This is a genomic window from Streptomyces sp. NPDC012510, assembly GCF_042955065.1.
GTDB lineage: Bacteria > Actinomycetota > Actinomycetes > Streptomycetales > Streptomycetaceae > Streptomyces.
In genome coordinates, this window is the sequence record NZ_JBIBEN010000010.1 from 1 (window position 1) to 26,813 (window position 26,813).

At 69.2% G+C, this 26,813-nt stretch carries 17 protein-coding genes and 1 pseudogene; 12 read left to right on the top strand and 6 right to left on the bottom strand.

Translation table 11 applies throughout. The features are described from left to right. Positions 1-678: 678 nt before the first annotated feature. Genes ACFY9I_RS19635 through ACFY9I_RS19645 form a run of 3 tightly spaced genes read right to left on the bottom strand, consistent with a single transcriptional unit; the run spans position 679 to position 3,325 of the window. Positions 679-1,692, bottom strand: a complete 1,014-nt coding sequence (locus ACFY9I_RS19635; RefSeq protein WP_391003222.1) for an FAD-dependent monooxygenase — start codon at positions 1,690-1,692, stop codon at positions 679-681. Beyond that, the gene (locus ACFY9I_RS19640) at positions 1,689-2,228 is read right to left on the bottom strand and encodes an isoprenylcysteine carboxylmethyltransferase family protein (RefSeq protein ID WP_391003224.1); all 540 of its coding nucleotides are present in this window, start codon (positions 2,226-2,228) and stop codon (positions 1,689-1,691) included. Before ACFY9I_RS19640 ends, ACFY9I_RS19635 begins: the two co-directional genes overlap by 4 nt. Positions 2,229-2,266: 38 nt before the next feature. After that, the gene (locus ACFY9I_RS19645; protein ID WP_391003226.1) at positions 2,267-3,325 is read right to left on the bottom strand and encodes a 3-oxoacyl-[acyl-carrier-protein] synthase III C-terminal domain-containing protein; all 1,059 of its coding nucleotides are present in this window, start codon (positions 3,323-3,325) and stop codon (positions 2,267-2,269) included. Between the two features lie 149 nt (positions 3,326-3,474). On the opposite strand from ACFY9I_RS19645, the gene ACFY9I_RS19650 reads away from it, so the two are divergent. Next, the gene (locus tag ACFY9I_RS19650) at positions 3,475-4,344 is read left to right on the top strand and encodes a UbiA family prenyltransferase (RefSeq protein ID WP_391003228.1); all 870 of its coding nucleotides are present in this window, start codon (positions 3,475-3,477) and stop codon (positions 4,342-4,344) included. Between the two features lie 239 nt (positions 4,345-4,583). Here the strand turns inward: ACFY9I_RS19650 and ACFY9I_RS19655 are convergent, their stop codons facing one another. After that, positions 4,584-4,955, bottom strand: coding sequence for a low affinity iron permease family protein (locus ACFY9I_RS19655; protein WP_391003230.1), 372 nt, complete (start codon positions 4,953-4,955; stop codon positions 4,584-4,586). A 183-nt stretch (positions 4,956-5,138) separates the two neighbouring features. Here ACFY9I_RS19655 and ACFY9I_RS19660 point away from each other — a divergent pair. From ACFY9I_RS19660 to ACFY9I_RS19695, 8 genes and pseudogenes are all read left to right on the top strand, one after another. Beyond that, positions 5,139-5,406 (top strand): annotated as a pseudogene (locus tag ACFY9I_RS19660) (RNA-guided endonuclease TnpB family protein); the annotation flags it as partial. 490 nt (positions 5,407-5,896) lie between these two features. Further along, positions 5,897-7,360: an FAD-dependent oxidoreductase gene (locus tag ACFY9I_RS19665; RefSeq protein WP_391003232.1), complete on the top strand. Its 1,464-nt coding sequence runs from the start codon at positions 5,897-5,899 to the stop codon at positions 7,358-7,360. Positions 7,361-8,231: 871 nt separating this feature from the next. Next, positions 8,232-9,605, top strand: a complete 1,374-nt coding sequence (locus ACFY9I_RS19670; protein ID WP_391003234.1) for an extracellular solute-binding protein — start codon at positions 8,232-8,234, stop codon at positions 9,603-9,605. Continuing rightward, the gene (locus ACFY9I_RS19675; protein WP_391003236.1) at positions 9,602-10,546 is read left to right on the top strand and encodes an ABC transporter permease subunit; all 945 of its coding nucleotides are present in this window, start codon (positions 9,602-9,604) and stop codon (positions 10,544-10,546) included. The genes ACFY9I_RS19670 and ACFY9I_RS19675 overlap by 4 nt, the downstream gene beginning before the upstream one ends. Continuing rightward, positions 10,543-11,403 carry an ABC transporter permease subunit gene (locus tag ACFY9I_RS19680; protein ID WP_391003238.1) on the top strand — a complete coding sequence of 287 codons (861 nt, stop codon included), beginning with the start codon at positions 10,543-10,545 and terminating at the stop codon, positions 11,401-11,403. The genes ACFY9I_RS19675 and ACFY9I_RS19680 overlap by 4 nt, the downstream gene beginning before the upstream one ends. Before the next feature lie 519 nt (positions 11,404-11,922). Then, positions 11,923-12,921 carry a family 43 glycosylhydrolase gene (locus ACFY9I_RS19685; protein WP_391003240.1) on the top strand — a complete coding sequence of 333 codons (999 nt, stop codon included), beginning with the start codon at positions 11,923-11,925 and terminating at the stop codon, positions 12,919-12,921. Then, entirely contained in the window at positions 12,903-14,336 is a 1,434-nt protein-coding gene (locus ACFY9I_RS19690) for a family 43 glycosylhydrolase (protein ID WP_391003242.1), read from the top strand. The genes ACFY9I_RS19685 and ACFY9I_RS19690 overlap by 19 nt, the downstream gene beginning before the upstream one ends. 239 nt (positions 14,337-14,575) lie before the next feature. Next, the gene (locus tag ACFY9I_RS19695) at positions 14,576-14,716 is read left to right on the top strand and encodes a hypothetical protein (RefSeq protein WP_391003244.1); all 141 of its coding nucleotides are present in this window, start codon (positions 14,576-14,578) and stop codon (positions 14,714-14,716) included. A gap of 280 nt (positions 14,717-14,996) precedes the next feature. Here the strand turns inward: ACFY9I_RS19695 and ACFY9I_RS19700 are convergent, their stop codons facing one another. Beyond that, positions 14,997-17,003: an FAD-dependent oxidoreductase gene (locus ACFY9I_RS19700; RefSeq protein WP_391003246.1), complete on the bottom strand. Its 2,007-nt coding sequence runs from the start codon at positions 17,001-17,003 to the stop codon at positions 14,997-14,999. Between the two features lie 283 nt (positions 17,004-17,286). Between ACFY9I_RS19700 and ACFY9I_RS19705 the strand changes: the two genes are divergently transcribed. After that, positions 17,287-19,197, top strand: coding sequence for an NAD-binding protein (locus ACFY9I_RS19705; RefSeq protein ID WP_391003248.1), 1,911 nt, complete (start codon positions 17,287-17,289; stop codon positions 19,195-19,197). 254 nt (positions 19,198-19,451) lie between these two features. On the opposite strand, the gene ACFY9I_RS19710 is transcribed toward ACFY9I_RS19705, so the two are convergent. After that, positions 19,452-22,259, bottom strand: a complete 2,808-nt coding sequence (locus tag ACFY9I_RS19710; protein ID WP_391003250.1) for a DNRLRE domain-containing protein — start codon at positions 22,257-22,259, stop codon at positions 19,452-19,454. A 445-nt stretch (positions 22,260-22,704) separates the two neighbouring features. Between ACFY9I_RS19710 and ACFY9I_RS19715 the strand changes: the two genes are divergently transcribed. Both ACFY9I_RS19715 and ACFY9I_RS19720 read left to right on the top strand, forming a co-directional pair. Beyond that, positions 22,705-23,703 (top strand): substrate-binding domain-containing protein, encoded by a 999-nt coding sequence (locus ACFY9I_RS19715; protein WP_391003687.1) that lies wholly within the window; start codon positions 22,705-22,707, stop codon positions 23,701-23,703. 109 nt (positions 23,704-23,812) lie between these two features. Continuing rightward, positions 23,813-26,779 (top strand): glycoside hydrolase family 2 TIM barrel-domain containing protein, encoded by a 2,967-nt coding sequence (locus ACFY9I_RS19720; RefSeq protein WP_391003252.1) that lies wholly within the window; start codon positions 23,813-23,815, stop codon positions 26,777-26,779. Positions 26,780-26,813: the final 34 nt, after the last annotated feature.

A 26,813-nucleotide genomic window follows, 5' to 3' on the forward strand; every position in this document is an offset into this window, starting at 1 on the left:
CCACCCCCCAGGTCATGCGTTCGACAGGGGGCAAAAGTCATGCCGGGCCCGGAGGCCAGCGGCCCTCTTGCAGGACCGCAAAAAACATAACGGGGTCGGCGTCTGGAATGTCGTGAGTTTCAGCAACACCGCCGGGGCCGCGGGAGCACCGATGAAAGTGCTGCTGCTGCTCCGACCGGACGGGCGGCATCGTGATCACGATGCCGCCCGTCCCGTGTTGCGCTCAACGGCGCGGCGGTCGACATCACGTGCGGTCTTTCCTGGCTCGCGGACGCCGAGGCCAAGGCGACCAGCTGGATCACCGCCAACCAGCTTCCCGCGTACCTGGCGGAAGTTCAGCCCCGTCGCCTGGCGGAGTTGGTCAAGACCCGGGAACTGGTGACCAAGCGCCTGACCTCGGAGAGCGAGCGGCTGCTCCTCGATGCTGCGGTGGCCTCCGAGAAGGAACGGAGGGGCGAGAAGCCCAAGGAGTCCTCCGCGAGCCTCCACCGCAAGGCTGCCGAGCTTGATGTACGGCTTCGAAAGCGTCTCGCACTTTCTCGGTTAGGTGCCCTGATGGGACGGTACGGGCAAAGTCCGGCCGCACCGAATGGCTCTGTTGCGGGACCCATCTCCCTCGGTGCGGAGAGCGCGCACGGTTGGGTTCGTTAGCTTTCGGCAGGGGGAAAGGCCGGACCACTACTGCAGTGCGTGGACCGCGGCTGAGAACACCGGAGGCATGCGGGACGCTGCGGGGACGATGAGGCGGGCGGTGCCAGGACGGCGGCTCGCGGTCAGCAGGGCTCCGGTCAGCAGACGGTGGCGTCGGGTCAGCCGGGCCCAGGCGCGCTCGTACTCCTCCGGTCGCCCGGCGGCCAGGCAGCGGACGGCTGCCCCGGCCGTCGCCAGCGCGAGGGCGATGCCCTCGCCCGTGAGGGCGTCCACGTAGCCTGCGGCGTCGCCGACGAGCAGGACACGGCCGGCGGTTCTGCGCCGCACCCGCTGCCGCAGTGGTCCGGCGCCGCGTACCTCCGTCGCGGCCGGGCCGCGCAGCGACGCGGTGAGCGCCGGGAAGGCGGCCAGGTGCTCGTCGTACCCGCGACGCCTGCGGCTGAGGACCGCGACGCCCACCAGGTCGTCACCGACCGGTGTCACATAGGCCTCGCCGTGCCGGGACCAGTGGACCTCCACGAAGTCCGTCCACGGTTCGACGCGGTAGTGCCGGCGCAGTCCGTAGCGGCCGTGGGGGCGGCCCGGCAGTTCCAGCCCCAGGCCGCGGCGCACCGGGGAGTGCAGGCCGTCGGCGGCGATCAGCCAACGGGCCGTGATCCCGGCGGCGGTGACCGTGTCCACGCTCTGGCGCACCTCGCCGACCTTGCCCGGCAGCAAGCGCACGCCGAGGCCGAGAGCGCGCTCGCGCAAGGCGGAGTGCAGTGTCGTACGGCGGATCCCCAGCCCGCTGCGGTCGCGGAAAGACGCTTCGGCGCGGACGGTGCCGTCCACGTAGCGGATGCCGCGCAGTTCGCGGCCACCGACCTCGACGCCCAGTGCCCGCAGCGCGGCGACACCGCCAGGCATGACTCCTTCGCCGCAGGCCTTGTCCACGGGCCCGGTCCGGGGTTCGACGACGACGGCCTCCAGGCCGGCGAGCGCGGCGTGTATGGCAGTGGCCAGACCGGCCGGCCCACCGCCGGCCACCAGTACGTCGATCACACCGGAGCCGGTGTGATCGGCGTGGTCGCGGCGGTCAGCGCCCGGTTCTCGCAGCGGATGCGCACAGTGAGCAGGACGGCGTTGAGTACGGTGAACACGGCCGCGGTGGCCCAGGCAGTGTGGACGAGCGGCAGGGCCACGCCCTCGGCGACGACGGCCACGTAGTTCGGATGCCGCAGCCACCGCCACCGGTAGGGGCCGCTCGTCACCAGCGGCATGCCGGGTACGACGATCACCTGGGTGTTCCACCGGGGCCCCAGGGTGTTGATGCACCACCACCGCAGTGCCTGGGCGCCCGCCAGCACGGCCAGCATCGGCCAGGCCAGGGCGGGTACGAAGGGCCGGTCGGCCAGCCACGCCTCGGCCGGGCAGGCGATCAGCAGGCCTGTGTGGAGGGCGACCATCGCCGGGTAGTGGCCCTGCCCGGTCACCCTCGCGCCGCGGGCGGTACCCCACCGCTCGTTGCGGCGGGCGACGACGAGTTCGGCGACGCGCTCGCCGGCGACGGCGGCCACCAACAGTCCGTACCAGATCATGTGTCCTTCGTGTCCTTCGTGTCCTTCAGCGGTCCGAACTACCAGCGCAACAGGACGAGTTCGCAGGCGAAGCCGGGCCCCATCGCCAGCAGCACACCCGGCGTGCCCGGCGGCGGGCGGCGTTCGGCCAGGGTGTCGCGCAGTACGTGGAGCACCGACGACGAGGACAGGTTGCCCACGTCGGCCAGGTGACGCCAGGTCACATCGAGCGCCTCCTCCGGCAGGTCGAGGGCCTCGGTGACGGTCTCCAGGACCTTGGGGCCACCCGGGTGGCAGACCCAGGCGGTCACGTCCTTCGGCTTGATCCCGTGGTCGCTGAGAAACCCCCCGACGTCATCGGCGAGGTAGCGGCGCACCACATCGGGGACCTGCGGGTCGAGGACGACCTGGAAGCCGGAGTCCTTGATGTCCCAGCCCATGACCCGCCCGGTGTCCGGATACAGATGGCTGCGGGTGTCCACGATCGTTGGGCCGGATGTCTCCTCCTGACGGTCCGCGCCGCAGGCGACGACCGCGGCGGCACCGTCGCCGAACAGTGCGGTGGCGACCAGGTTGGCCATGGAGGCGTCGTCGCGCTGGAAGGTGAGCGAGCACAGTTCGACCGACAGCAGCACCGCGACGTGGTCGGGCCGGCCCAGCAGGTAGTCGTGCATACGGGCCAGGCCGGCGGCGCCGCCGGCACAGCCCAAGCCGAACAGGGGCAGCCGTTTGACGTCCGGCCGCAGTCCGAGGTGGCCGACCAGCCGTGCGTCGATCGAGGGGGTGGCGATGCCGGTGACGGAGGTGAAGATCAACAGGTCCACGTCGGCTGCGGACAGCCCGGCCAGGTGCAGTGCCTCTCGGACGGCCTTGGCACCCAGGTCGGTGGCCGAGGCGATGAAGACGTCGTTGGCGGCGCCGAATCCGTCCAGGTCCCCGTACCGTTCGAGCGGCAGCGTCATGTGCCGCGAGCGGACCTTCGCGCTGCGGTGCAGCCGGTCCAGGACCCGGCGGTCGGCGCCCTCGGGCAGGCAGGTGCGGGCCACCATGTCGGTGATCTCGGACTGGGCGCGACGGTGCGGCGCGAGGGCACCGTGAACGGCGGCGATCCGCGTCATATCGTTCCCGTCGGGTTGTCAACTCGGGTGAGTCGCTTCCCACGTGTTCCCCGAGCCGGGGCTTCGACACCATGAATCGCCCGTCCGGCCGTTCCTCCCCGGGGCGCGTGCTCCAGCCGAGTGGGCCGGGGCCGCCTACGATCGACCGGGTGGGCACTCCCGAACAGTCGATGGTCGGCGGCCCGGCCGCGAGTCGGGCCGGCCGGGTGGGCGGCCTGGCCGGGTCGTGCCACCCCGGGCCTGTTGTGGCGGTCACCGCCCTGATGACAGCGCTCGCCGTCACTGCAGGCCAGAGCGCCGCGCGTTCTGTTCTGACCGGAACCGCCGTTCTGGCCGGTCAGTTGTCAGTCGGCTGGTGCAACGACGCGTTCGACGCGCGCCGGGACATTGCGGCCGGCCGCCGGGGCAAACCGGTCGCCGACGGGGCGGTCGGTGTGACGGAGGTCTGGGTGGCCGCGTATGCCGCGCTGGCGCTGTGCGTGCCGCTCTCGCTCGCCTGTGGACTGTGGGCGGGCGCCGTTCACCTGACCGGAGTCGCGGCGGCGTGGGCCTACGACCTGCGGCTCAAGGCGACCGCATGGTCCTGGGCACCGTACGCGGTGGGCTTCGCCGCGCTCCCGGCGTTCGTGGCACTGGGGCTGCCGGGGCAGCCGTGGCCGGCCTGGTGGGCGGTAACCGCCGGGGCCCTACTGGGCGTCGGCGCCCATCTGGGAGACGTACTGCCGGACATCCGCGGAGATCTGACGACGGGCGTACGGGGATGGCCGCACCGGCTGGGCCCGGACGGCACCCGGCTGCTCCTGCCGGTGCCGCTGGTGGCCGCGTCCGCGGTTCTGGTGCTGGGGCCCGCCGGACCACCCGGCAGGTGGGGAGTGGCGGCGCTGGCGGTGGCCGTCCCGGTCGCGATGGCTGGGACGGTGCTGGGACGCCGCCGGGAGCGGGCGGCGTTCGCCGCAGCGGTCGCCGTGGTGGTGGTGGACGTGGCATTGCTGCTGCTGCGCGGCACCGGAATCGCCTGACCCTGCCGCCTCGCCGGCCGTCAGCCTCACGCCCCTGCGGATGAAGGTGTCCACTCACAGCCCCTCGCCGAGCGTGAGCTGCGGTTCCTCCAGCCGCCCGCTGATGTCGCCGGAGCGGGCAGCGGATGAGTTGCCTCGGTCCGGGACAACGACGACCGGACCCATCCCGGTGCCCTTGCACGGCATCACTCGGCCCGGACAGGTCATGAGGCGGGGCAAGCGTGCGACAGCCGGGCGCATCAGGAGTTTGCTTCCTTGCCGAGGGTGGACCGTAGTTTCTGGTGTGCTTCTCCAGGGCCGCCGCCCTCCTGCCCTTCCAGCAGGGCTGCTGCGATGGCGTCCAACTTGCGCTGGACGGCGCGTTCGGCCCGCAGTTCGGAGTTCTTCAGCAGCGCCACCAGGAGCAGGGTCACCGCCGACATTGTCTCGCCCACGAAAAGGAGCCAGGTGATCGGCAGGCCGATCACGTGCAGCGTGACAGCCACGGCGACCAGGATCAGGCAGATTTCGAAGAACGTTGCTGAACTGGTGAACCGTGAGGCATTCTCGGCCAGCCTCTCAAACGGCTTGCTCCGCGAGCCTCCGCGGTCGGACGGATGCTTGAGAATCATGCCCATTCTCTACAGCGGACGGTGGCATGCCCGAGGGCTGCCACGCCCGGCCAGGACGCGGACCATCCCCGCGGGTTCGGCGAGATTCCGTCCTGGTACGCGGTGAAGGGTTCTTGGTCGACGCGATGGGCGCCGTGACGGACTTCCTGGAGGTGGGCCTTCGACGGGAGAGGGCCCAGGCCTGTGCTCGGCCAGCGCAAGCTCAAGGCGAACATCCGCAGCGGGAATCTCGGCAAGCCCGGCAGCAAGCGCCGCCGCAAGGCCGAGTCCAAGCCGATCGGTTTTCCGCCCCGATGCCGCGCAGCCGTATGACGATCGCTGCCTGTCCTGGCAGGTCGATGAGTAGACGGTGAGCATCTGGACCATGTCCGGGCGCATTCGCGGGGTTCGGTTCGCCGGCTCCGAGCAGGGCCGCAAGCTCCTTGCCGAGCGCCGCAAGGGCGAAAGTGAACGAAAAGGCGAACCGGGTCGGTCAGGCGTGCTGTGTCTGCCGGGGGTGCGGGGACGCCCACGCCGACCGGAATGCTTCCTGCACGATCGCCCACCGCGGCGAGAACGCGTGGAATGCGGGGCGTGAGTCACGCGCCCCTGCCACCCCATAGCCGGATGTCTGGACGGAGGAGCCAACCCGGCGGCCAGTTGGGCACTACCTCCAGGCCCGGCCCTTCAGGGCACGGGTGAAGTTGACCTCGTCCGGAGGAATGAAGCCAGGGAGCATCACGAAGCCGTTGAGCGGTGGGCAATCGGTTTTTCCGGTAGGTCGTGCGGCTCTGGATCGGAGGATCTTCGACTCCGGTCCCGCCGTGCAGAAGCCGGCGCGGCACCGTGAGACCCGAGTGAAGGAGTCGTTGTCGACCTGGCCATGCGCTGGGCACAGGGGGCCCGCAACCGGGATGATGAGCGAGCTGGCTGCGTCGATCGCCCAAGGGGAGTGGCAGTTGATGAGAGCGTGTGTTGTCGGGGCCGGCCCCGGGGGAATCGTCACCGCCAAGATACTGCTGGAGAACGGCTTCGACGTCACGGTCTTCGACAAGTACCAGCAGGTCGGTGGAATTTGGTCATCGGGAGGCTGCTACGACGGGCTGGCCAACCAGTCCGCGCTCCGCATCTTCGAGTTCGCGGACCTGCCCAACCGCTTGCACTTCGCCAGCGCGGCGGACACGCAACGCTACTTGGAGAACTACGCCGAGACCTTCGGCGTGCTGGACCGCGTTCGACCCGGCACCGAGGTGATCTCCATCCGGCCGGTGGACGGCCCTGGGCGGGTGGGCGCCTCCGGCTGGTCGATCGACTCTCGGCCCGCTGGGGACAAGGCGGCGGAGGTTCATCGCGAAACATTCGACTACGTCGTTGTCGCCACCGGGGCTCATCATCATGCCCAGCTGCCCGAGCTGCCAGGGCGTGAATTGTTTCGTGGGACCGTGCTGCACTCCAACGAGGTGCGGGCGGGGACGTTCGCCGGCCGGCGCGTGGTCGTCGTGGGCGGCGGCAAGTCCGCGTTGGACCTGGTCACCCGCGCCGCACGCGAGGCGGCCTCGGCCACCCTCGTGCAGCGCAAGGTGAACTGGATGGTCCCCGAGCGGTTCCTGCTCGGTCTGGTCGGCTACAAGTGGATCCTGTTCACCCGGCTCGGTGAGGCGCTCCTGCCCCGTTACCACGATCCGGCCTGCATCCGTCCGATCGACCGCATCGACGAGCGGGTCAAGCGAGCCCTGTGGTGGCTCATCACCCGCGACACGCTGTTGTCCACCGGGCTGTACCGGCTACCGAGGGAGCTGCGGCCCGCTCACACGCTCCCCTTCCACCTGGCTCACGCGGGAGTGATGCCACGCGGCTACGTGCGGGCCGTCCGCCGCGGGCTGATCGCCCCCAGGATCAGTGCGGTCGAGGAGTACACCGACAAGGGGCTGCGACTGGCGACCGGCGAGGAAGTGGCGGCGGACGTCATCGTGTTCGCCACGGGGCATCACAAAGTCTTCCCCTTCCTGGATCCGAGAGTACGAGTGCACGATTCCGCCGGGCGGCTGCGGCTCTACCGAGGCATCGTGCCACCCAGCGCCGACCGGCTCGGGTTCGTCGGTTTCCGGCAGGTCTTCAACAACATCATGGGCATGGAACTCACCGCGCACTGGCTGACCTGCCATTTCCAGGCGTCGCTGCGCACCGCCCCGAGCGAGCAGGAGATGCGGGAGGCCATCGACGCTCGCCTGGCCTGGCAGGAACAGGTGCTGCCAGGCTCCGGCGGCTACGACTTCGGCCCCTACGACATCCACTGCGCGGACGAACTCATGCACGACATGGGATTGCCGTCCCACCGCGCCGGCAACCTACTGGCCGAATACCTGCTTCCCGGCGGACTCGCACACCGCTACGCGGGCCTGACTCGATCGGGTTCGGCGAAATGAACGCGGGGCATGAGCGGCCCCGATGGCGTGATCGGTAGTAGGTGACCACCCGTCAGTGCTGGATCTCGTCGGTCACCCAGCTCGGGGAATCCCGTCGGGGGAGGTCGGGCCCGCCTCGGCCGTTTACGCTCTTTTGACGCTCTGAGGGCCTGACACCCGCCCGAAGGACCGCGAAAAGCCAACTGGCCTGCGGGTTCTCCCGCTCCCTGCTTCATGTGACGGGATTCCGATGACGCATCACATGGAGATTCCGCGCTCGGGTACCTTGGCGGTTGTCTTAACGGAGTTTGGCGGACACGAACAGGGACAATCCCAACCGTCAGGTCCGCTTGGGTCTTGCGCATCGTCGAACAATTTCGATCGCGGACGTTGCGACGGGGCGGCGGGCCGCTGCCCCGCATGTGGTCCGGATCTCGGTCCTGAAGGTGATCACCAGCGGCACGCACGGCTGGGCGGGACCCACGCCGGACTCCGAGAGGAAGTCTCCTCATAGGCGCGGGGGAGCACCGTGGAGACGTGAGCTCCCCCGCCCTGGACGTCCGCGGTGCGCCCGGTCACTCTGTGCACCACGGGGTCATGAACGCTGGGCTACCGCAGGACCCGCCCGCCACTCCATCTCACCCGGATTCTCATACATGGCCTCCAGGTCACTGGCATCTTCGGCCCGCGAGGGGCGACCGCCACTGGTCGGCCGGTGGCGGCGTCCACCAGTTCTGGGATGCTGCGAGTTTCGGCCACTCGGGCGGACGGACGCCACCGGCCCGCTGTGTGGATGCCTGCGTGAACCGTTGACTCGGCAGCGCTTCGGAATCTACCGTCCGTCCGAATTCGCGAGCATCGTTCGGCATTCCGGACGATCGAGGGGTGGGCCATGAGCGATGAACCACGCTGGAGCAGAAGGAAGTTACTCGTCGGCACCGGAGGGCTGGCGCTGGGTGCGGCAGGCTGTGCCGCACCCTCCTTCGGGGCCGAGGGGAAGACCCGGTTGCGTTACTGGCACCTCTTCGGTGGGGGTGACGGCGCCAATATGACCGCGTTGGTCGACGCGTTCGCCAAGGAGCATCCGGCGATCGACCTGGAGGCGACCCAGCTTCAGTGGGGTACCCCGTACTACACGAAACTGAGCATGGCGGGGGCCGGCGGGCGGGCGCCCGAGGTCGCGGTGCTCCACCTGGCGCGGCTCGCGGGGTTCGGGCCCGGGCGACTCCTCGACCCCTTCGACCTGGATCTGCTGCGTGCACTGGGCGTGGGCCCCGACCAGTTCCCCGAGGACATCTTCACGCGCGGCACGGTCGGCGGGCAGCAGTACGCGATCCCGCTCGACACCCACCCCATGGTGCTCTACTACAACACCGACGTCTGTGAGAAGGCCGGGCTGCTCGGCCACGGCGGTCAGCTCCAACCCATTCGCAGCGCGCGGGAGTTCATGGACGCCCTGCGCGCCGCGAAGAGGGCCACGGGCGCGCCCGGGCTGAGCGCCGAGACGACCGGACCGGACTGCGTCATGCCCTGGCGGCTGTTCGCCACCTTCTACTCGCAACTGGGTGGCACGGTCCTGTCCGCGGACGGCAGACGCCTCACGCTCGACGACGGCAAGGCCCTGGAGATTCTCGAGTTCATGGCCCGGCTCACGGCGGAGGGGTTGATGGTGCGCCGTGTCGACTACCCGGGCGCCATAGGGGTGTTCAACGCCGGCAAGACCGCCTTCCATCTCAACGGCGAGTGGGAGGTGTCGACTTTCACCGCCGCTGAGCTGCCGTTCTCCATGACCCGCGTACCCGCGCTGTTCGGGCGTCCCACTGCCCAGGCCGACTGCCACACCTTCGTACTCCCGCACCAGGAAGGGCGTTCGGGCGGGGCGAGCGAGGCGGCCCACACCTTCGTCGCCTGGATGCTCAAGCACTCCGTGGAGTGGGCCAAGGGCGGCCATGTCCCCGCGTATCTGCCGACGCTGACGCGACCGGACTATCTGGAGCTGGAGCCGCAGTCCGCGTACCGGTCCGTCATCGACGACGTGGTCCTCGACCAGCCAGCCTGGTTCGCGGGCTCGGCCTCGCCGATGTGGATCCAGCTGGGCGCGGTCTTCTCGGGCGTACTCACCGGATCGCGCACGCCGTCGGGCGCACTGCGCGAGGCGAAAAAGCGGCTGCGCAAGCTGCTCGACACCCCCGATCCGCTCGGTAGTGGTCGCGTCGGCGGCGCGCTGGGCAGCGAGCCACTTGTCAGCGAAGGAGGTGCCGTGTGACCACGACGACCGCGACCGTCGTCCCGGGATCGGCGGAGCGGTCGACGGGGCGACCTGTCACCGTCCGCCGTAAGTGGACCGAGCACGGCCTGGTGTTCATTGCCCCTTTTTTCCTCACCTATGCGCTCTTTCTGCTCTGGCCGCTGGTATCCGGCATCGGGATGAGCCTGCGCAGCGACAACATCACGGGCGAGGGGGGAGAGTTCATCGGCTTCGACAACTACACGGAGGCGTTCCAGGACCCCAACGTCTGGTCGTCGCTGTGGAACACGATCTGGTTCACGATCCTGTCGACGGTCCCCTTGGTGGTGACGGGCTTGGTCCTTGCCCTGCTCTCGCACCACCTGCGGTTCGTCCAGTGGTTGTGGCGGCTCTCCTGGTTCGCGCCCTTCCTCCTGCCGTCGGGCGTGATCGGACTGCTCTTCCTCTGGGTGATCTTCCCCTCGGACTTCGGCCTCGCGGACCAGCTGCTCTCCGGGTTCGGCCTGCGCCCGGGGATCGGCTGGCTGACGGACGAGCGGTACGCGATGCTGTCGATCGTGGCGGCCACCGTGTGGTGGACGGTCGGCTTCAACTTCCTTCTCTACCTGGCCGCGTTGCAGTCGATTCCTCAACACTTGTATGAGGCCGCCGAGTTGGACGGTGCGAACGCGTGGCGACGGCTGCGGCATGTGACCCTCCCCCTGCTGAAGCGCACCACGGGAGTCGTCCTGGTTCTCCAGATCCTGGCCTCCCTCAAGATCTTCGACCAGGTGTACATCATGACCGGCGGTGGCCCCGACGACTCGACCCGCCCGATCCTCCAGTACGTGTACCAGGCGGGCTTCACCGGCTACCGCATCGGCTACGCCTCGGCGGTCTCGTACCTCTTCTTCACCCTGATCGTGATCGTGTCGCTGGTACAGCTGCGGTTCTCGCGGCGGAGTGGGGAGTCGGCATGAGCGCGTCACTGTCAACGGACGAGTGCCGCAAGGTGCGGTGGACCCCGGGCCGCTGGGTCATGCTGATCGCGGCCCTGCTTCTGACGGTGGTGTGGGTCCTGCCCCTTGCGTGGGCCCTGGCGACGTCCTTCAAACCGGAAGGCGAGGCGACACGGACGCCCCTGCGCTGGCTCGGCTCCCACTTCACCTTCGACGCGTACCGGAAGGTGTGGGACGCGGGTGATATCGGACGTTGGATGTTGAACACGGCGTACATATCGGTGATGACGACGATCCTGACGGTTCTGCTGTGCGCGATGGCGGCGTACGGCTTCTCGCGCACGACGTTCCGTGGCCGCAAGGTGCTGTACGCCGTCGTCCTGGCGGGAATCATGGTCCCGCCCCAGGTCTTGATGGCCCCGTTGTTCGCGGAGATGGTGCAACTGGGGCTGGTCGACACGTACTGGGGTGTGATCCTGCCCCAAGTAGCCGTCCCTGCCATGGTGTTCATTTTGGTCAAGTTTTTCGACGGCGTCCCCCGCGAACTGGAGGAGGCGGCCTTCGTCGACGGCGCGGGCCGCTGGCGCGTCTTCTGGACGATCGTGATGCCCCTGTCCCGTCCGGTCCTGGCGGCGGTCGGCATCTTCACGTTCATCTCGACCTGGAACAACTTCCTCTGGCCGTTCCTCGTGACCACGGATCCGGGCGGTATGACGCTCCCTGTGGGCCTGGTCAACGTCCAGACGTCCTACGGCCTCCGCTACGAGCAGATGATGGCGTCGGTCGTCATCGCCGGCCTGCCACTCCTGATCGTCTTCGCGCTGTTCCAGCGGCAGATTGTGCGGGGGGTGGCGCATACGGGGCTGGCAGGGCAGTGAGGGGCGGTCTACTGGGGCGTGCTGTGCCCGGTGATCGGAACTCCGGAGGCGTCCACGTGGCGCACGGTCGAGCAGCGAGGCGGACGACGTGTCTCGCGGGACTGGCCGGGACCTGAACGGGCTTGCCGGGGCACTGGGGGTGCGGGCCGGACGGCGAGGTCGTGCATGGGGTGCAGGTGTCATCCTCCCTGTGCGGCGGAGGGCCGTGGGGCTGCTGCGCCGCCCGGCTGCGAGAGCAGGTCGGTGCCTGGGTGGAGCGGCTTCGCCCAGGAGGTGTCGAGTGACCCGCGCGACGGGGTGAGTGTCGCACGCGATTCGATGACCGTCGCGATTCGATGACCGTGGGAGGGGAGTTGCTGCGCGAACGCTTGACGCGCAAGGTGTTCGATTCTACCTTCCGGTTCGAAGATGTGACCGATGTTCACCCTGTCGAACATGCAGGCCGAGCGCACTCAGCGCTCAGAGCACGCCGAACACGTCCTACGGGCCGTCTCTCTCCCCCACGCAAGGAGGATCCGCGTGAGCCTCACCTCCCGCACAGGCGCTCGCAGAACCACCCGCAGAACCGCTCCCCTCGTCGTCCCCGCGGCGATCCTGCTCGCACTCGTCCCGACTCCGGCGTCCGCGTATCCGAACCCTGGCACCGTCTCCGGCTCGATCATGGTCCACGATCCGACGATGATCCGCACGTCGTCGGGTCAGTACCTCCTGTACGCCACCGGCGGCGGCATCAGCAACCGCACCTCCACCAACCGCATCGCGTTCAGCGGCGGCGCGGATGCCTTCTCCAGCAGGCCAAGCTGGTGGCGCACCTACTCCTCAGTGCCGGAGGCCTGGGCACCCGACATCTCGTTCCACGGCGGCAAGTACCTGATGTACTACTCCGTCTCGACCTTCCGCTCGCAGAACTCGGCCATCGGGCTGGCGACGTCGGCGACCGGCCGGCCGGGCAGCTGGACCGACCAGGGCATCGTCTACACGTCGCGTACGTCGAACGACTACAACGCCATCGACCCGAACCTCTTCGTGGACGACGACGGCAAGTGGTGGCTGTCCTTCGGCAGTTTTTGGACCGGGATCAAGATGATCCAGATCAACCCGGCGACCGGGAAGCAGCTCTCGTCCAACACGACCCGCTACTCGCTCGCCTCCGGCCCCACCAACACCGGGGCCGTCGAGGCCCCGTACATCGTGAAACGCAACGGCTACTACTACCTGTTCGCCTCGTACGACACCTGCTGCGCCGGCGTCAACTCCACGTACAAGGTCAAGGTCGGCCGGGCCACCAGCATCACCGGCCCGTACCGCGACAAGAACGGCGTCGCCATGCTGAACAACGGCGGTACGCCCGTGCTGGAATCGCACGGCCGGTACATCGGCCCCGGCGGGCAGTCGATCATGAAAGACGGGGACGGCGATCTGATCGTCTACCACTACTACGACGGCCAGGCCAACGGCACTCCGAAGCTCGGCATCAACTCTCTGAACTGGGGCAGCGGATGGCCCGTCGCCTACTGACCCTGCTGGCGGCCCTCCTGCTCGCGCTGTCCTTGGGCCAGCCCTCGGCGAGCGCTGCCTCCTTCGCCAACCCGGTCAAGGCCCAGAAGGGTGCCGACCCCTGGATCTCCTACCACAACGGCAACTACTACCTGGTGACGACGAGTTGGACCGACGCCATCACCATCCGCAAGTCGTCGACACTCGCCGGTCTCTCGACAGCGCCGAGCGTCCAGGTGTGGACGGGTGACGCGGCCTCGCGCTGCTGCAACATCTGGGCACCGGAACTGCACTTCCTGAACGGCCGCTGGTACCTGTACTACGTCGCGGGCCAGAACGTCTCCGACTACAACCCCACTCAGCGCTCCCACGTCCTGGAGAGCGCCGGCTCGGACCCGATGGGCCCGTACACCTACAAGAACCAGCTCAACAGCGCGTGGATGCTCGACCCGAGCGTGGCGACCATCAACGGAAGCCTGTACCTGTTCGGCAGCACGAACGGCGGCACGCAGAATCTCGTGGCCGCGCGGATGTCCAACCCGTACACGGTCAGCGGCTCCTTCTCGACGATCTCCACGCCCACACACGCCTGGGAGCGCTCGGGCGGCACGGTCAACGAGGGCCCGGAGATACTCCAGCGGGGCGGTCGTACCTTCCTCGTCTACTCGGCGAGCGGCTGCTGGACGCCCGACTACAAGCTCGGCCAGCTGGAGCTGACCGGCTCCAACCCCCTGGCCGCCTCCTCCTGGACGAAGAAGTCCACGCCGGTCTTCCAGCGCGACGACGCGAACGGGGTCTACGGGCCGGGGCACCACGGCTTCTTCACCTCGCCCGACGGCACCGAGAACTGGATCGTCTATCACGCCAACGACAGCACGAGCGACGGCTGCGACAACGGCCGGACCGCGCGGGCGCAGAAGTTCACCTGGAACTCGGACGGTACGCCGAACCTCGGTACGCCGGTGCGGCTCGGCGCCTCGCTCGCCGGGCCCTCGGGAGAGCCGTCGTCCGCCTCGACGACGTACACGGTCGTCAACCGCGGCAGCGGCAAGTGCCTGGATGTGGAGGGGAGTTCGAGCGCCGACGGGGCCAATGTACGCCAGTGGACGTGCGGCGGCGGCAACAACCAGCGCTGGCGCCTCGAGGACCTGGGCGATGACACCCACCGCCTGGTCAACGTCGCCAGTGGCAAGGTGCTGGACACGGAGAACTGCTCCTCGGCCGACGGCGCGGACCTGCGCCAGTGGTCCTGGCTGAACAACACCTGCCAGCGGTTCCGGTTCCTCGCCACGAGCGGTGGCTACGTACGGATCGCCAATCAGGCCACCAGCAAGGTCGCCCATGTCGCCGACTGCTCCACCGCCGATGGAGCCGACGTACGACAGTGGGCGTGGCAGAACAACAACTGCCAGCAATGGCAGCTCAAGCCCGCCTGAGCGAGCCCCCACGGCGTAAGCCGCGACCGGGAGGACAGGAGACGCGCCGGCAGACGCCCTCTGCGACGCGGCCCGGTTCTCCCGGCCGGCCCAGGCCTCGTCGCGGGAAGGCGAGGCCTGGGCCGGTCAGAAAACTGGACGCACCGGAGGTGAGGTCCACTGCGGCCGGCGTCATACGTCCTGTCCGGCTGCGAGGCGTCCTTCGCCACGGTCGTCGCGGCGGCGCAGCAACGGGGCGAATGTCGCCGGCGTCATACGTCCTGTCCGGCTGCGAGGCGTCCTTCGCCACGGTCGTCGCGGCGGCGCAGCAACGGGGCGAATGTACCGTCGGCTACCCCTGGACCGATCGCGACGAGGTGGTCGTGATCGTGCTGGACTGACGCGGCCTCGCCCGGCATGACGTTGGTGAAGCCGACCACTGGACCGGCGACGACAAGAGCGCGGCCGACGGGTCAACGCTGCGGCTCTAACTGAGGAAGCTCAACCGAACCCGACGATCCGTGTCGCCCGGTGTCCAGCTGAACGCCCGCCGCCCAGGTCGAAGGACAGCGGGCTGACTGATCATGAGTCGCGGCAAGGTTCCCGCCACCGCGTGAACGAACCCGGGCGCGGGAACACAGATCGCTTCTCCGCGAGCCCTTGGGCGGGCCGTCGATCAGCTCACGAGGTGTGGACCTCCAGTGCGGCGCGGACCGCCGACTCCAGGGCGCCCTCGATCCAGGCCGGCTTCAGGGAGGTGTGGTCGCCCGCGAAGTGCATCGGGCCCTCGGGCACGGGGATGGAGGGCACCAACTCGGTGTGCTGGCCGGGCAGCAGTACGGACGCCTCTCCGTAGGCGTAGGGGTCGCGCAGCCAACTCTGGGTGCGCCCGGCGCCGGTGTAGAAGACCTCTACGCGCTGTCCGTAGACCTGTTGCAGTCCGCACAGGGCGAGCGGATAGCGGGTCTCGTCGTCCAGGGAGTCCCAGCGGAGTGCGTCGTCCGCCCAGCTGTAGGAGGCCAGCACCACTCCGCCGGAGCTGCCGGGCACCGGGTGGGAGGGGTGGTACATGAACCGGTTGGCGCTGTCCGACACCGAGCCGCCGCCCACGACGTGTGCGGCCTGGGGCTGGTCGCGGGAGGCGGCACGGTTGGCGGCGTAGTGGGTGCGTTGGCCCGCAGTGATGTGGCCGTCCGGCACGGAGGGATGGGCGCCGAGCAGGCTGCCGTCGGCTGGTGTGCGGCCGGTGCGGTAGGCGTCGTACAGCTTCGGGTCGATCCGGCCCAGCTCGCGTTTCCAGTCGGCCTCCGTGAACTCCCACCAACGGCGGCTGAACTCCAGGAGCACCTTCGTGGCGCTGTCATAGTGCAGTTCCGCGACAGCCCGGCGCTTGCGGTACGACATCAGGGGGCTGATCTGTACGTGCCGTAGACCGGAGAAGGGCACCGTGACCACGGCCGCGTCCGCGGTGAACTGCTGGCGCAGCACTGGGCCGTCGCGCCCCTCGGAGACCGTGTCCACCCACACCTGAGGGCCCTTGCGGCCGACGTGTGGAGTGTCGGAGGAAGGACGGTCAGGATCGTAGTACTCGACGCGGGTGACCCGGCGGTCGAACCGGACCGTGTCGCGTACCTGCGCAAGCAGCGCGTCCGGCAGCACCGCCGTGCCGCCCTCCAGCTCCCAGAAGGCGGTGTCGGGGCTGATGAGCGAGGAGCCGATGAAGCTGTGGATGAACGACAGGGGCAGGCGGGACGTGAGGTTCTCCAGGGTGCCGATCAGGTCGACCGTGCGCTCGTCCAGCCCGGCGTGCTCGGTCAGGAAGCGGAACATCGACCAGTCGCCGAATCGCTGGATGACCCTGGCCCAGCCCCGCACCCGTTCCGGCAGCGGCTTGTCGACCCGCTTGCCATCGGCGTCCACGGTGCTGAACTCGTCGCGCACCGGATCCAGCACCGACCGAAGGATGGTTCCGGCGGGGGTGTCCCAGCGGGCGCGCGGCACACCGAACGACCGGTTGATGCGGCGGGGCGCGCGGGCGTAGTCCGCACGCCGCATCCGGATGCCGTTGACGTAGATCCAGGTGCGGTTGGCGGGCCGACCGTCACCGTCGACGTCAACATAGTGGAAACGCCGCTTCTTCAGGTCCAGTTGGTCGATCAGACCCATCACCAGCGGGTGACTGGAGGGCAGGCGCATTGCGCCCGCCTCGGCGTACTGGCGGGGGTCGGCGAAGGGCTGAGCCGCCCGTTCGTGGCCGCCGCGACGGAACGTCTTGATGCGTCCGCCCGCCCGGTTGCCGTTCGCCTCGAGAACGGTCACGTGGTGGCCGGCCCGCTTCAGCAGTAACGCCGTCACCAGACCGGCCGGGCCGGCCCCGACGACGAGGACCTTCTTGGGTGTGGCCGTTCGCTGAGGGGGCAGCCCGTCCTTGAGTACCCGCTCGTAGCGTGGAACCAAGGGGCGGTCGTGGTCGTCCACGACCAGCAGGGCCCGGGCCACAGCCAGGCACCTGTCGAACTCCGCGCCCCGGGTGGGCGACGGTGCGGCAGGGACGGCCTGTACGGGCATCGCCGCGGCAGGCCCGCCACCGGCCAGGGCCGTGGCCGCCGCAGCCGTCCCGGCTGCCGTCGTGAAGCTGCGCCTGGACAGGCCTGGACCTGCCACGACGGCTCCGTGATCTTCAGTCATGACCCACTTGTATCGGTCGGCGGACCCGACTCGCCCACCTGCGCCGGGACATCGCCCCGAACGGGGGATGCCAAGTCATAGCGCTGACGCCCTGTTCCGACGTCCACGGACCGGCGCTCTCTGCAACGTTCCCGAAGGGATGAAAAACCGCCGGTGATCGGCGCGTCACGGCCGCCTCGTCGGCACACTTCCGTGTGGCCGTGACCGGTCGGTGGGGGAGCAGCGGGGCAAACCGGAGCGGCGTGGCTGCCGCTGCCGGAACCCGGCGGAACAGGGGGCAGGCATGGGACGAAAGGCCGAACTCACGGGCAGGGCACGGTACTGGTTCGACACCACCTTGGCCCGCGGTACCTCCGCGCTCGTCGGCTGGCTGGCCTTCGGCTGCCTCATGGTCGTCCTCCCGGCGAGCGCCGTGCTGGTGTGGACGGACCCACGTGTGCCCGCGTCCCGCTCGGAGCGGTTGGCAGAGATCTGGCGTCTCACCGGTGAGACACTGCGGCTCGGCGGGGCGACAGGCCCGCTCCTGCGCGTGCTGTTGTCGGTACTGCTCGCCCTGGTCGCCCTGGTATACGTCTCCACTCTCGTCGGTCTGATCACCACCGGACTCACTGAACGGCTCACCGCACTGCGGCGGGGCCGCTCCACCGTCGTCGAGCAGGGGCACTCGGTGGTGCTGGGCTGGTCCGAGCAGGTGTTCACGGTGGTGAGCGAACTGGTGGCCGCCAACGCCAACCACCGGTACGGCGCGGTGGCCGTGCTGGCTGACCGGAACAAGACCACCATGGAGGAGGCCCTCAGGAGCAAGGTGGGGACCACCGGCCGCACCCGGCTGATCTGCCGTAGCGGTCCCCCCACCGACCCCGCCCTGCTCGCCCTGACCAACCCCGGCGCGGCCAGCGCTGTGCTGGTGCTGCCCCACGACGATCCGTCGGGGGACCCGGAAGTGGTCAAGACGCTGCTGGCGCTGCGGTCCGCACTCGGCGAGGGGGAAGGCCCGCCCGTCGTCGCCGCCATCAGAGACGACCGGTACGGGCTGGCGGCCACCCTCGCCGCGGGAACGCGCGGCATCGTCCTGGAGAGCGACGCGATCACCGCCCGGCTGATCGTCCAGTCCGCCCTCCGTCCCGGACTCTCCCTGGTGTACCGAGACCTCCTGGACTTCGCCGGAGACGAGTTCTACCTCACCCTCGACCCGGCCCTGACCGGCCGCTCCTTCGGCGACACGGTGCTGGCCTACGCCACCTCCAGCGTGGTCGGCCTGCTGCGCGACGGCAGGCCCTTGCTCAACCCGCCGCCACAGACCCTGATCGGCCCTGGAGACCGGCTGATCGTCATCACGCGGGACGACGACACCGCACGGCTCAGCGACTGCTCCGGGCTGGTCGACGCATCGGTGATGACGCCCTGGCAGCCGGCGGGCATCCGGCCCGAACGGATCCTGATTCTCGGCTGGAACCGGCGGGCCTCGCTCATTGTCGACCAGTTGGGCCGGAACGCCGGGCACGGCTCGGTCATCGTCGTGGTGGCGGACCGGGCGGAGGTGACGGCCGAGCAGGTACGGCAGGCCGCTACAGACGTCGCACCCCGGCTGACCGTCACGTTCCGGCCTGGAGACGTCACCCGGCCCGAGACACTTCGGTGCCTGGAGATCGACTCGTACGACAGCGTCGTCGTGCTCGGCCCGGACCCCGTTGCGGGACAGCAGCCCGAAGAGGCCGACAACCGGACCCTCGTCACGCTCCTCGTTCTGCAACTACTGGAACAGGAGACCGGACGGGAGCTGCCGGTGGTCACCGAGATGACCGACGACCGCAACCGGACGCTCGCGCCCGTCAGCCCCGGAGCCGACGTGATCATCAGTGGGAAACTCATTGGCCTGTTAATGGCGCAGATCTCCCAGAACCGGCACCTGGCGGCCGTGTTCGAGGAGTTGTTCTCCCCCACCGGCAGTCAGGTCCACCTGCGACCGGCGTCGTCGTACGTCCTGCCCGGCTGTGAGGCGTCCTTCGCCACTGTCGTCGCAGCGGCGCAGCAGCGGGGCGAGTGTGCCATCGGCTACCGCCGCCACGACCGGGCCACAGCTGTTCCCGACCATGGAGTGCGCATCAACCCGGACAAGAACGAGCGACGGTGCTGGACCGATCGCGACGAGGTGGTCGTGATCGCGCGGGACTCTTCGCCCGTCCGCTGCTGATTCCCGGGCGGCCGAAGAAGGGGCATTGGCCTTGGTGTCCGGCACGTCGAAGGTGGTGCCGTCCACCGCGACCAGTTGATGCCCCGATACCAGGCCCGCTCGTGTCCTCGGCCGCCACCGGCCGGCATGGCACCCTCGGCCGGCTCATGCACCGCCGCCTCCCGGCCCGCGACTAGGGCATAAGCGGCAAGCTGCCTAGATCAAACGCCCACTGAGGCCGGCCCGTCCCATGGGGACGGACCGGCCTCGAGCGTCTACGGGGTCACGGTCAGCGCGGGCGCCATGTCGGCGTTCGCGTTGGTGAGTTTCCCGGAGCCGGTGGCGCCTTCGGAGCTGACGAAGCGCAGCTCGTGGTTGGTGCCTCCCGCGTTGCCGACGGCGAGCAGCAGGGTGGGCTGCTTGGCCGCGTAGGCGTTCTGGACGAAGGAGGTGATGTCGACGGTGATGTCGCGGCCGTCGATGGCGTTGCCCTGATGGGTGCCGCCGCCCTCCGCGACGATGGTCGAACCGAGGGTGAAGGTGGCCGACTTCGCGACAGAGGAGTTCGTCGCGGTGAAGCTCGGCCGGTTCTGCCAGGTCATGGTGTTAACCGGGCAGGACGTGCCGCCACCGGTGCAGGTGGTGTCGCTGACGGGTTGCACGAGGAGTTGGTCGGTGTCAGTCGACGGTACCGACGAATAGCGGTGGCCGACGTAGGTGAGATGGAGTGTCGCCTGGGTCGGTGCCTTGGTGAGGCCGTTGAGGGGGAACCGGATGTAGGAGAGCTTTCCGTCTCCGGATCCTGTGGTGTACTGCTCGCCCATCAGGCCGACCCCGGTGTTGCGGGTGATGAGGGTCAGGTCCGAGGAGGAGTTCTTGGTCTGGTCGCCCCACCACGCACCCACCCAGGTGTCGCCGTCGGCGAGGGCGCCGGCCTTGACGTTCTGGGTCTGGCCGTTCGCGTCCGTGTAGGTGCTGGTCAGCGTGCCGATCCCGCTCGGCGCCAGCGGGAACTGGCTGGAGTACTTGACGAGCTGGCCGCCGACGCGGAGGTTGTTCAGCGTCACGTTCGTGGCGCCGTTCAAGGGGCTGCTGTTCGTCTTCTGCTCCGTGAACCACACGTTGTCGAGCTTGAAGGTGCTGATCGGGGTCTTGGTGTACGTGTACGTGGTGCCCGACCCGTCAGGGTTGGGGGCGAACCCGTAGGTCTCCTGATCCTCGGCGGTGATGGTCTGGGTGGACCCGTTGCCGCCGTTGAGCCTGATCGGTCCCGACCCGTACCGGGAGGTGTCGAACGAGCTGTTCTTGATCACGATGCTCGAGATACGCGGGTACGGCTTGGGGCTGTTCTGAGTGAAGATGCCGCCGGCACCCTGCGAGATGGAGTTGAAGTTGTCGAACGTGTAGTTGTTGAGCTTGTATCCCCACGAACTCCATCCGATGCGGATCGAGTTACCGGCGCCGGAGGACCAGCTCAGCGTGTTGCTGACCGAGATGTTCTTCGATTCCGCGTTGTCCCAGTGGTAGCTGTCGAACCCGAGTTCGTCGGCGACGGCGTCGTGGGCGCCCACCGCGTTGGCATAGCCCTGGATGTCGGGGGTGGAGGTGCCGAGCTGGAAGTTGCCCCACACGCCGCTGGCCATCGGGGCGAATCCGTCGCTGGGGTTGTAGTGGCCGGAGGCGAACGCGTCGTCGTTGCCGAGGGTGAAGACGCCGTTGGCGGTGATGTCCTGGCCGCTCGCGAAGTCGATCCCGTCGATCCACGGCTGGGGGTACGGGGTGAGGCCCTTGATGTTGTTGAACGTCACCCTCTTGGCGGTGTGGGTCTCGTAGTTCCACTGCTTCGAGTCGCGCAGGTAGGTGTCGTTGAACGTGATGTCCGACGAGTGCATGACCATGACGCCGCCCTGGTGCTGGCTGCGGTAGGCGTCGTGCGAGTCACCGACGCTGCGGGCGTTGTAGTTCGCCACGCCGTTGCCGTCGAACATGCCGCGGCCGTCGATCTCGACGTTGTTCGAGTTGACGATTGCGACCGCCGGCTCGAACGCCTCCATGTACCCCTGGATGCGGTTCTTCACCAGGGCACCTTCGTCGGTGTAGATCTTCAGCTTGCCGCCCTTGAGCTTGCTGCCGTCCACACCGTTGACCAGGAGACCGGACGATATGTACGTACCGTTCGGGAAGTAGAGCGTGTTGAGCGCCGTGGGGTTGGCCTTGATGGTGTCGATGGCGGCCTTCAGGGCGTACGTGACGTCGTTGGCGGTCATCGTTCGCACGTTCGGGTACCGCACGTTGACGGTGCTCGCGCTCACCAGGTTCCCGGCCGCGGTCTTCTGACCGGCGGGGATGGCGGTGCCGTTGACGGTCTTGCCGGCCATGGAGCTCGTCGTCGCGGCGGGAGCCTTCTGAGCCGTGCTGTTCGGGTGGGCCGCGAGGTACTTCGCGGCGAACTCCTGGAAGTTGAGGACACCGGTCTGCAGGTTGACGCCGGAACCGTCCGGTGCGCTCGTGGTGTTCGGACGCCGCGCCGGGTCTTCCAGACGGTCGTTGATGACCGCCAGGTAGGGCTGTCCCGTCACGCTGGTCGAGTCGCCGTTGACCATCACGATCGCCTGGTTCAACCCGGCTTCGGCTGACATCTGGAACGTCAGGGTGTGCTTGTCCGCGCTCACCGAGACGCTGCCGGGCGGGTAGTAGCGCGCCGGGTAGACGTTCACCGTGTCGATCGTGGTGCTGGGCAGCGTGACCGTGATCGTCGGTGTCCGGGAGTCCGACGCGAAGCGCGCGACGTCGAAGTTGTTGCGGTTCGCGGTGTACCGCACAGCCTGGACGGGCGTGCCGGCGACTTGCACCTGGTACTTGGTGGACGCCTGGTCCGGGGACGTCGTCGTACCGCCTCCCACTCCCGTCGGTGCGTACGTGTGGACGGTGGTGGCGGCCTGTGCGGGGGCGGCGCCGGTGAGCATGAGGCTAGCCGCCGCGATGGTGGCACTCGCGGCGGCCGCGATGACGCGTTTCACGCGCGATCTGCGTCGGGCTGTGGCGGGGTTCGGGTCGGCGCCGTCGCCGGCCGGTCGGATCATGCCTGTCTCTCCTCAGGACGAGACCTTCGCAGGTCTGTTCAGGCGCTCCCCGCCAGCCGGAGACGGCGCGGAGCATGCGCGACGCCGCGGCCGGGTGCGGCCGTCGGCGCTGTCGCGACCGAGAGGACCACTACGGCGCCTCGAGGGCGATGGCGCCGAGTGGCGTGGGGGGTGGTTCCGCGCGGTGAGCCGCAACGGTTCATCTCGTTGACCGATCCATGTGACCGGTGTGGCCGGGATGTTAATGTCGCATTTCTGGAGCCGTCAACGGTTCCGTCGCCTTTCCGTTGGTGAACCGGGTGTGACGTGGCCCCTTCTCGCGGCGTGTACGTAACCGCTGGATCACGACAATCCGACTAAGTCTTGCTCTGTTGCGACAGTCGACCTACGCTGTCGCCACTTTCGTGGATCGATACATGTTCTGGGGGTGCGGCTCGTGGTGACGATGGCGGAGGTGGCCGCTCGGGCGGGAGTCGCCAAGCAAACCGTCTCCAACGTGGTGTCCGGCAAGAAGGTGCGGCCGGAGACCCTGGCGAAGGTGAACACGGCGATAGAGGAACTCGGCTACAAGCCGAACCTGGTGGCGCGCTCGCTGAGAACCGGCAGCACGTCGACCGTGGGGCTGTTCGTGCCGCGGGTGGCCAACCCCTTCTATTCGGAAGTGGTCGAGGAAGTCGAGAACGTGCTGGTCGGCCATGGGTACAACCTGCTGCTGGCCACGACCCGCGACGACCCCGACTACACCCGGGCCCATCTGGAGAACCTCGCCGCGCGCTCGGTGGACGCACTGCTGGTCGCCGGGGACAACGGCGTCGAACAGCAGCTGCCGATGCTCGTCGAGGCCGCCTTCCCGGTCGCGCTGTGCGCCTGGGAGGGAGACATGCCCACCGCGCTGCCGGTGGTGTCCATCGACTACGAGCACGCCGGGTTCCTGGCCGGGCGCTACCTGAGGGATCTCGGCCACCGGAACGTCGCGGTGATCGCCGATCTTCCCGCGCACTCGCCGCGCGTGCGCGGATTGCGCCGGGCGTTCGCCGACGACGGGCTGGCCATCGACGACCGCCAGGTGTTCGCCTGCACCAGGGACGACGCCGCCGGCGGGTTCGCCGCGGGCTGTGCGGCGCTGGAGGCGGACCGGGAACTGACGGCGATCTTCGCCACCCACGACGTCCTGGCCGTCGGTGCCATCGAGGCGGTCGTCCGGTCCGGGCGGCGGGTCCCCAGTGACGTCAGCATCATCGGCTTCGACGACATCTCTCAGGTCGGACAGATCCAGCCGGCGCTGACCACGGTCACCTTTCCGAAGCGGGAGATGGCCCAGCAGGCCGTCGAGCTGCTGCTGCGCGCCGTCGACTCCGGTCGGCCGCCGACCAACGTACTCACGCTGCTGCGCCCGACCCTTACCGTCCGGGACAGCAGCGCCGCGCCCCGCGCGACCGGATAGCACCTGGCTCCGCTCGACCTGCGCGTTGCCCCCCTATGAGCGAGGGCACGGTCCTGCCCGGCCGGCTCCCGGTCACCGCTACCAGTCCCGACAGAAAGCACCTCCACTGATGAAAGACCTCGACCCCCACGCCTACGTCGAAGACCGGTCGCCGGGCACCGGACGTCTGCGGCCGCGCGCCGCGTTCGCCACCGACCTGCCCGCGATCGCGCTCGACGGCGACTGGAGATTCCGACTGGCGTCAGGGCTGGACGACCTCACCGGGGATCTCGCCGCGCCGGACTTCGACGACAGCGCCTGGGACCTGCTCGCCGTGCCGTCCTGCTGGCAGATGACCGGCCTGCCCGGCGAGCCGCGCTACGGTGCCCCGGCCTACACCAACATCCTGTACCCCTTCCCGGTCGACCCGCCGCGGGTGCCCCGGCAGAACCCGACCGGCGAGTACCGCCGCGAGTTCGACGTTCCGGACGGGTTCCCGGCATCGGCCGCGGTGCTCCGGTTCGAGGGCGTCGACTCCGCGTTCGCGGTGTGGCTCAACGGGATCCGGCTCGGCGACGGCAAGGGCAGCCGGCTGACCACCGAGTTCGACGTCTCCACCGCTCTGCGGCCCGGCCGGAACGTACTCGCGGTCCGCGTGCACCAGTGGTCGTCCGGCAGTTACCTGGAAGACCAGGACATGTGGTGGCTGTCCGGGATCTTCCGGTCGGTGTCCGTGGCCGCCCGCGGTGTCGAGGACTTCTTCGTCCACGCCGCCTACGACCACACCACGGGGCAGGGCACCCTGGCCGTCGACGTCACCGCCCCTACCCGGGTGTCCCTTTCGGTGCCCGAGCTCGGCATATCCGGCGCCGATCCGGCCGGCCCGCACGTGATCGACGGCATCGAGCCGTGGTCGGACGAGGAGCCGCGCCTGTACACGGGGGAACTGGTCTCCGAAGCCGGGGAGCGGATACCGCTGCGCATCGGCTTCCGCACCGTTGCCGTCGTGGACGGTGTCCTGACCGCGAACGGCAGGCCGATCTCCCTGCGGGGCGTCAACCGCCACGAATGGCATCCGCTGACGGGGCGGACCCTGACCGAGGACACCATGCTGACCGACGTGCTGCTCATGAAGCAGCACAACATCAACGCGGTGCGCACCAGCCACTACCCGCCCGACCACCGTTTCCTGGACCTGTGCGACGAGCACGGCCTGTGGGTGTTCTGCGAGGGCGACCTCGAGACGCACGGCTTCGAACCCGGCGGCTGGCGGCGCAACCCCAGCGACGACCCCGCGTGGCGCGAGGCCTACCTGGACCGGGCCGAGCGGCTGGTGGAACGCGACAAGAACCACCCCTCGGTCATCGTCTGGTCGCTGGGGAACGAGTCCGGCACCGGGGCCAACCTGGCCGCCTCGGCCGAGTGGATCCGGCAGCGCGACGACAGCCGCCCGATCCACTACGAAGGCGACTTCGCGAGCTGTGCGTACGTCGACCTGTACTCCCGCATGTACATCGGCGTGGACGAACTGGCCGCCGTGGGACGCGGCCAGGAGGCACCGACGGCTGATCCGGCCGACGACGCGCACCGCCGCACCCTGCCGGCCGTGCTGTGCGAGTACGGACACGCCATGGGCACCGGCCCGGGCGGGCTCTCCGAGTACCAGCAGGTCATCGAGGCACATCCGCGCCTGGCCGGCGGGTTCATCTGGGAGTGGATCGACCACGGGATCGCCCGGCTCACCGGGCAGGAGGATCCCCACTCGTTCTACGCCTACGGCGGTGACTTCGGCGAGGAGGTCCACGACGGCAATTTCGTCGCCGACGGGCTGCTCTTCCCCGACCGCACGCCGTCGCCGGGCCTGGTCGAGTACAAGAAGGTCATCGAACCGGTCCGGATCCGCGTCGACCCGGCGACCCGGCAGATCGACGTGCACAACCTGCACCACGTCCGCGACAGCGGCTACCTGGACTTCCGGTGGTCCGTCGAGGACGGCGGCGAGCCGGTGGGCTCCGGCGACCTGACCGTGCCCGCGGCCGCTCCAGGTACGACGACGACGATCGCATGGCCCGCCGACGTCACCGCCGCGCTCGACGCGGCCCGCAAGAACGACTCCGGCCACGAGGTGTGGCTGACCGTGACCGCGGTGCTCGCCGCCGACGAGACCTGGGCCGGGGCCGGCCACGAGATCGCCTGGTCCCAGGGGCTGGTCGTGGCTCCGGCCGCCTCGCCGGTGCCCTTCACACCGGCGCCGGCGATCGCCCACGACGGGTACATCGCACTGGGTCCCGCGCGGTTCGACGCCCGCAGCGGGGTGCTGACACGGCTCGGCGACCTGGAGCTCGACGGTCCGCGACTGGACGTCTGGCGGGCCCCGATCGACAACGACCTGCTCAGCGCCTTCGGTGAGCCGCAGACCGACGCTTGGTTCGCCGCCGGACTGCACCGGATGCGCCACGACGTCCTGGGTGTCGAACCCGACGCGTCCGGCCTCACGGTCACCGCCCGGCTGGCCGCCGCCGGGTCCTCCTGCGGGCTCGGCGTGGTATACCGCTGGACGGCCTGCGAGACACCGCATGCGGGCCAGGCCCGGCTCCGGCTGGAAACCGTCGTCACCCCCGACGGCCCATGGTCGGTGCCGCTGCCCCGACTGGGCGTCGCGATGTCGCTGCCCGGCACCGACGCCGAAGTCGAGTGGTTCGGTCCCGGGCCCGGTGAGGCCTACCGCGACTCCCGCGCCGCGGCTCGCGTCGGCCGCCACCGGTCGACCGTCTCCGCGATGCAGGTTCCCCAGATCCGCCCGCAGGAGAACGGCAACCGCCACCAAGTCCGCCGCGCCGGGATCACGACCCCGGTTGGCACCCTGCTCATCACCGGCGACCCGGTCATCGACCTGACGGTTCGTCCCTGGAGCACCGAAGCGCTGGCCGCCGCGGCCCACCAGCACGACCTGGTCCGCGACGGCAGACTCCATCTGCACCTCGACCACGCGCACCACGGTCTGGGCAGCGCGGCCTGCGGCCCGGGCCCCTTGGCACCGGACGTCCTGGGCGCGGTCACCACCGCGTTCGGCGTGGAGTTCAGCACCGGCCGATAGGCGGGCCTTGCCCGCCCGCCCATCGGCCATCCAG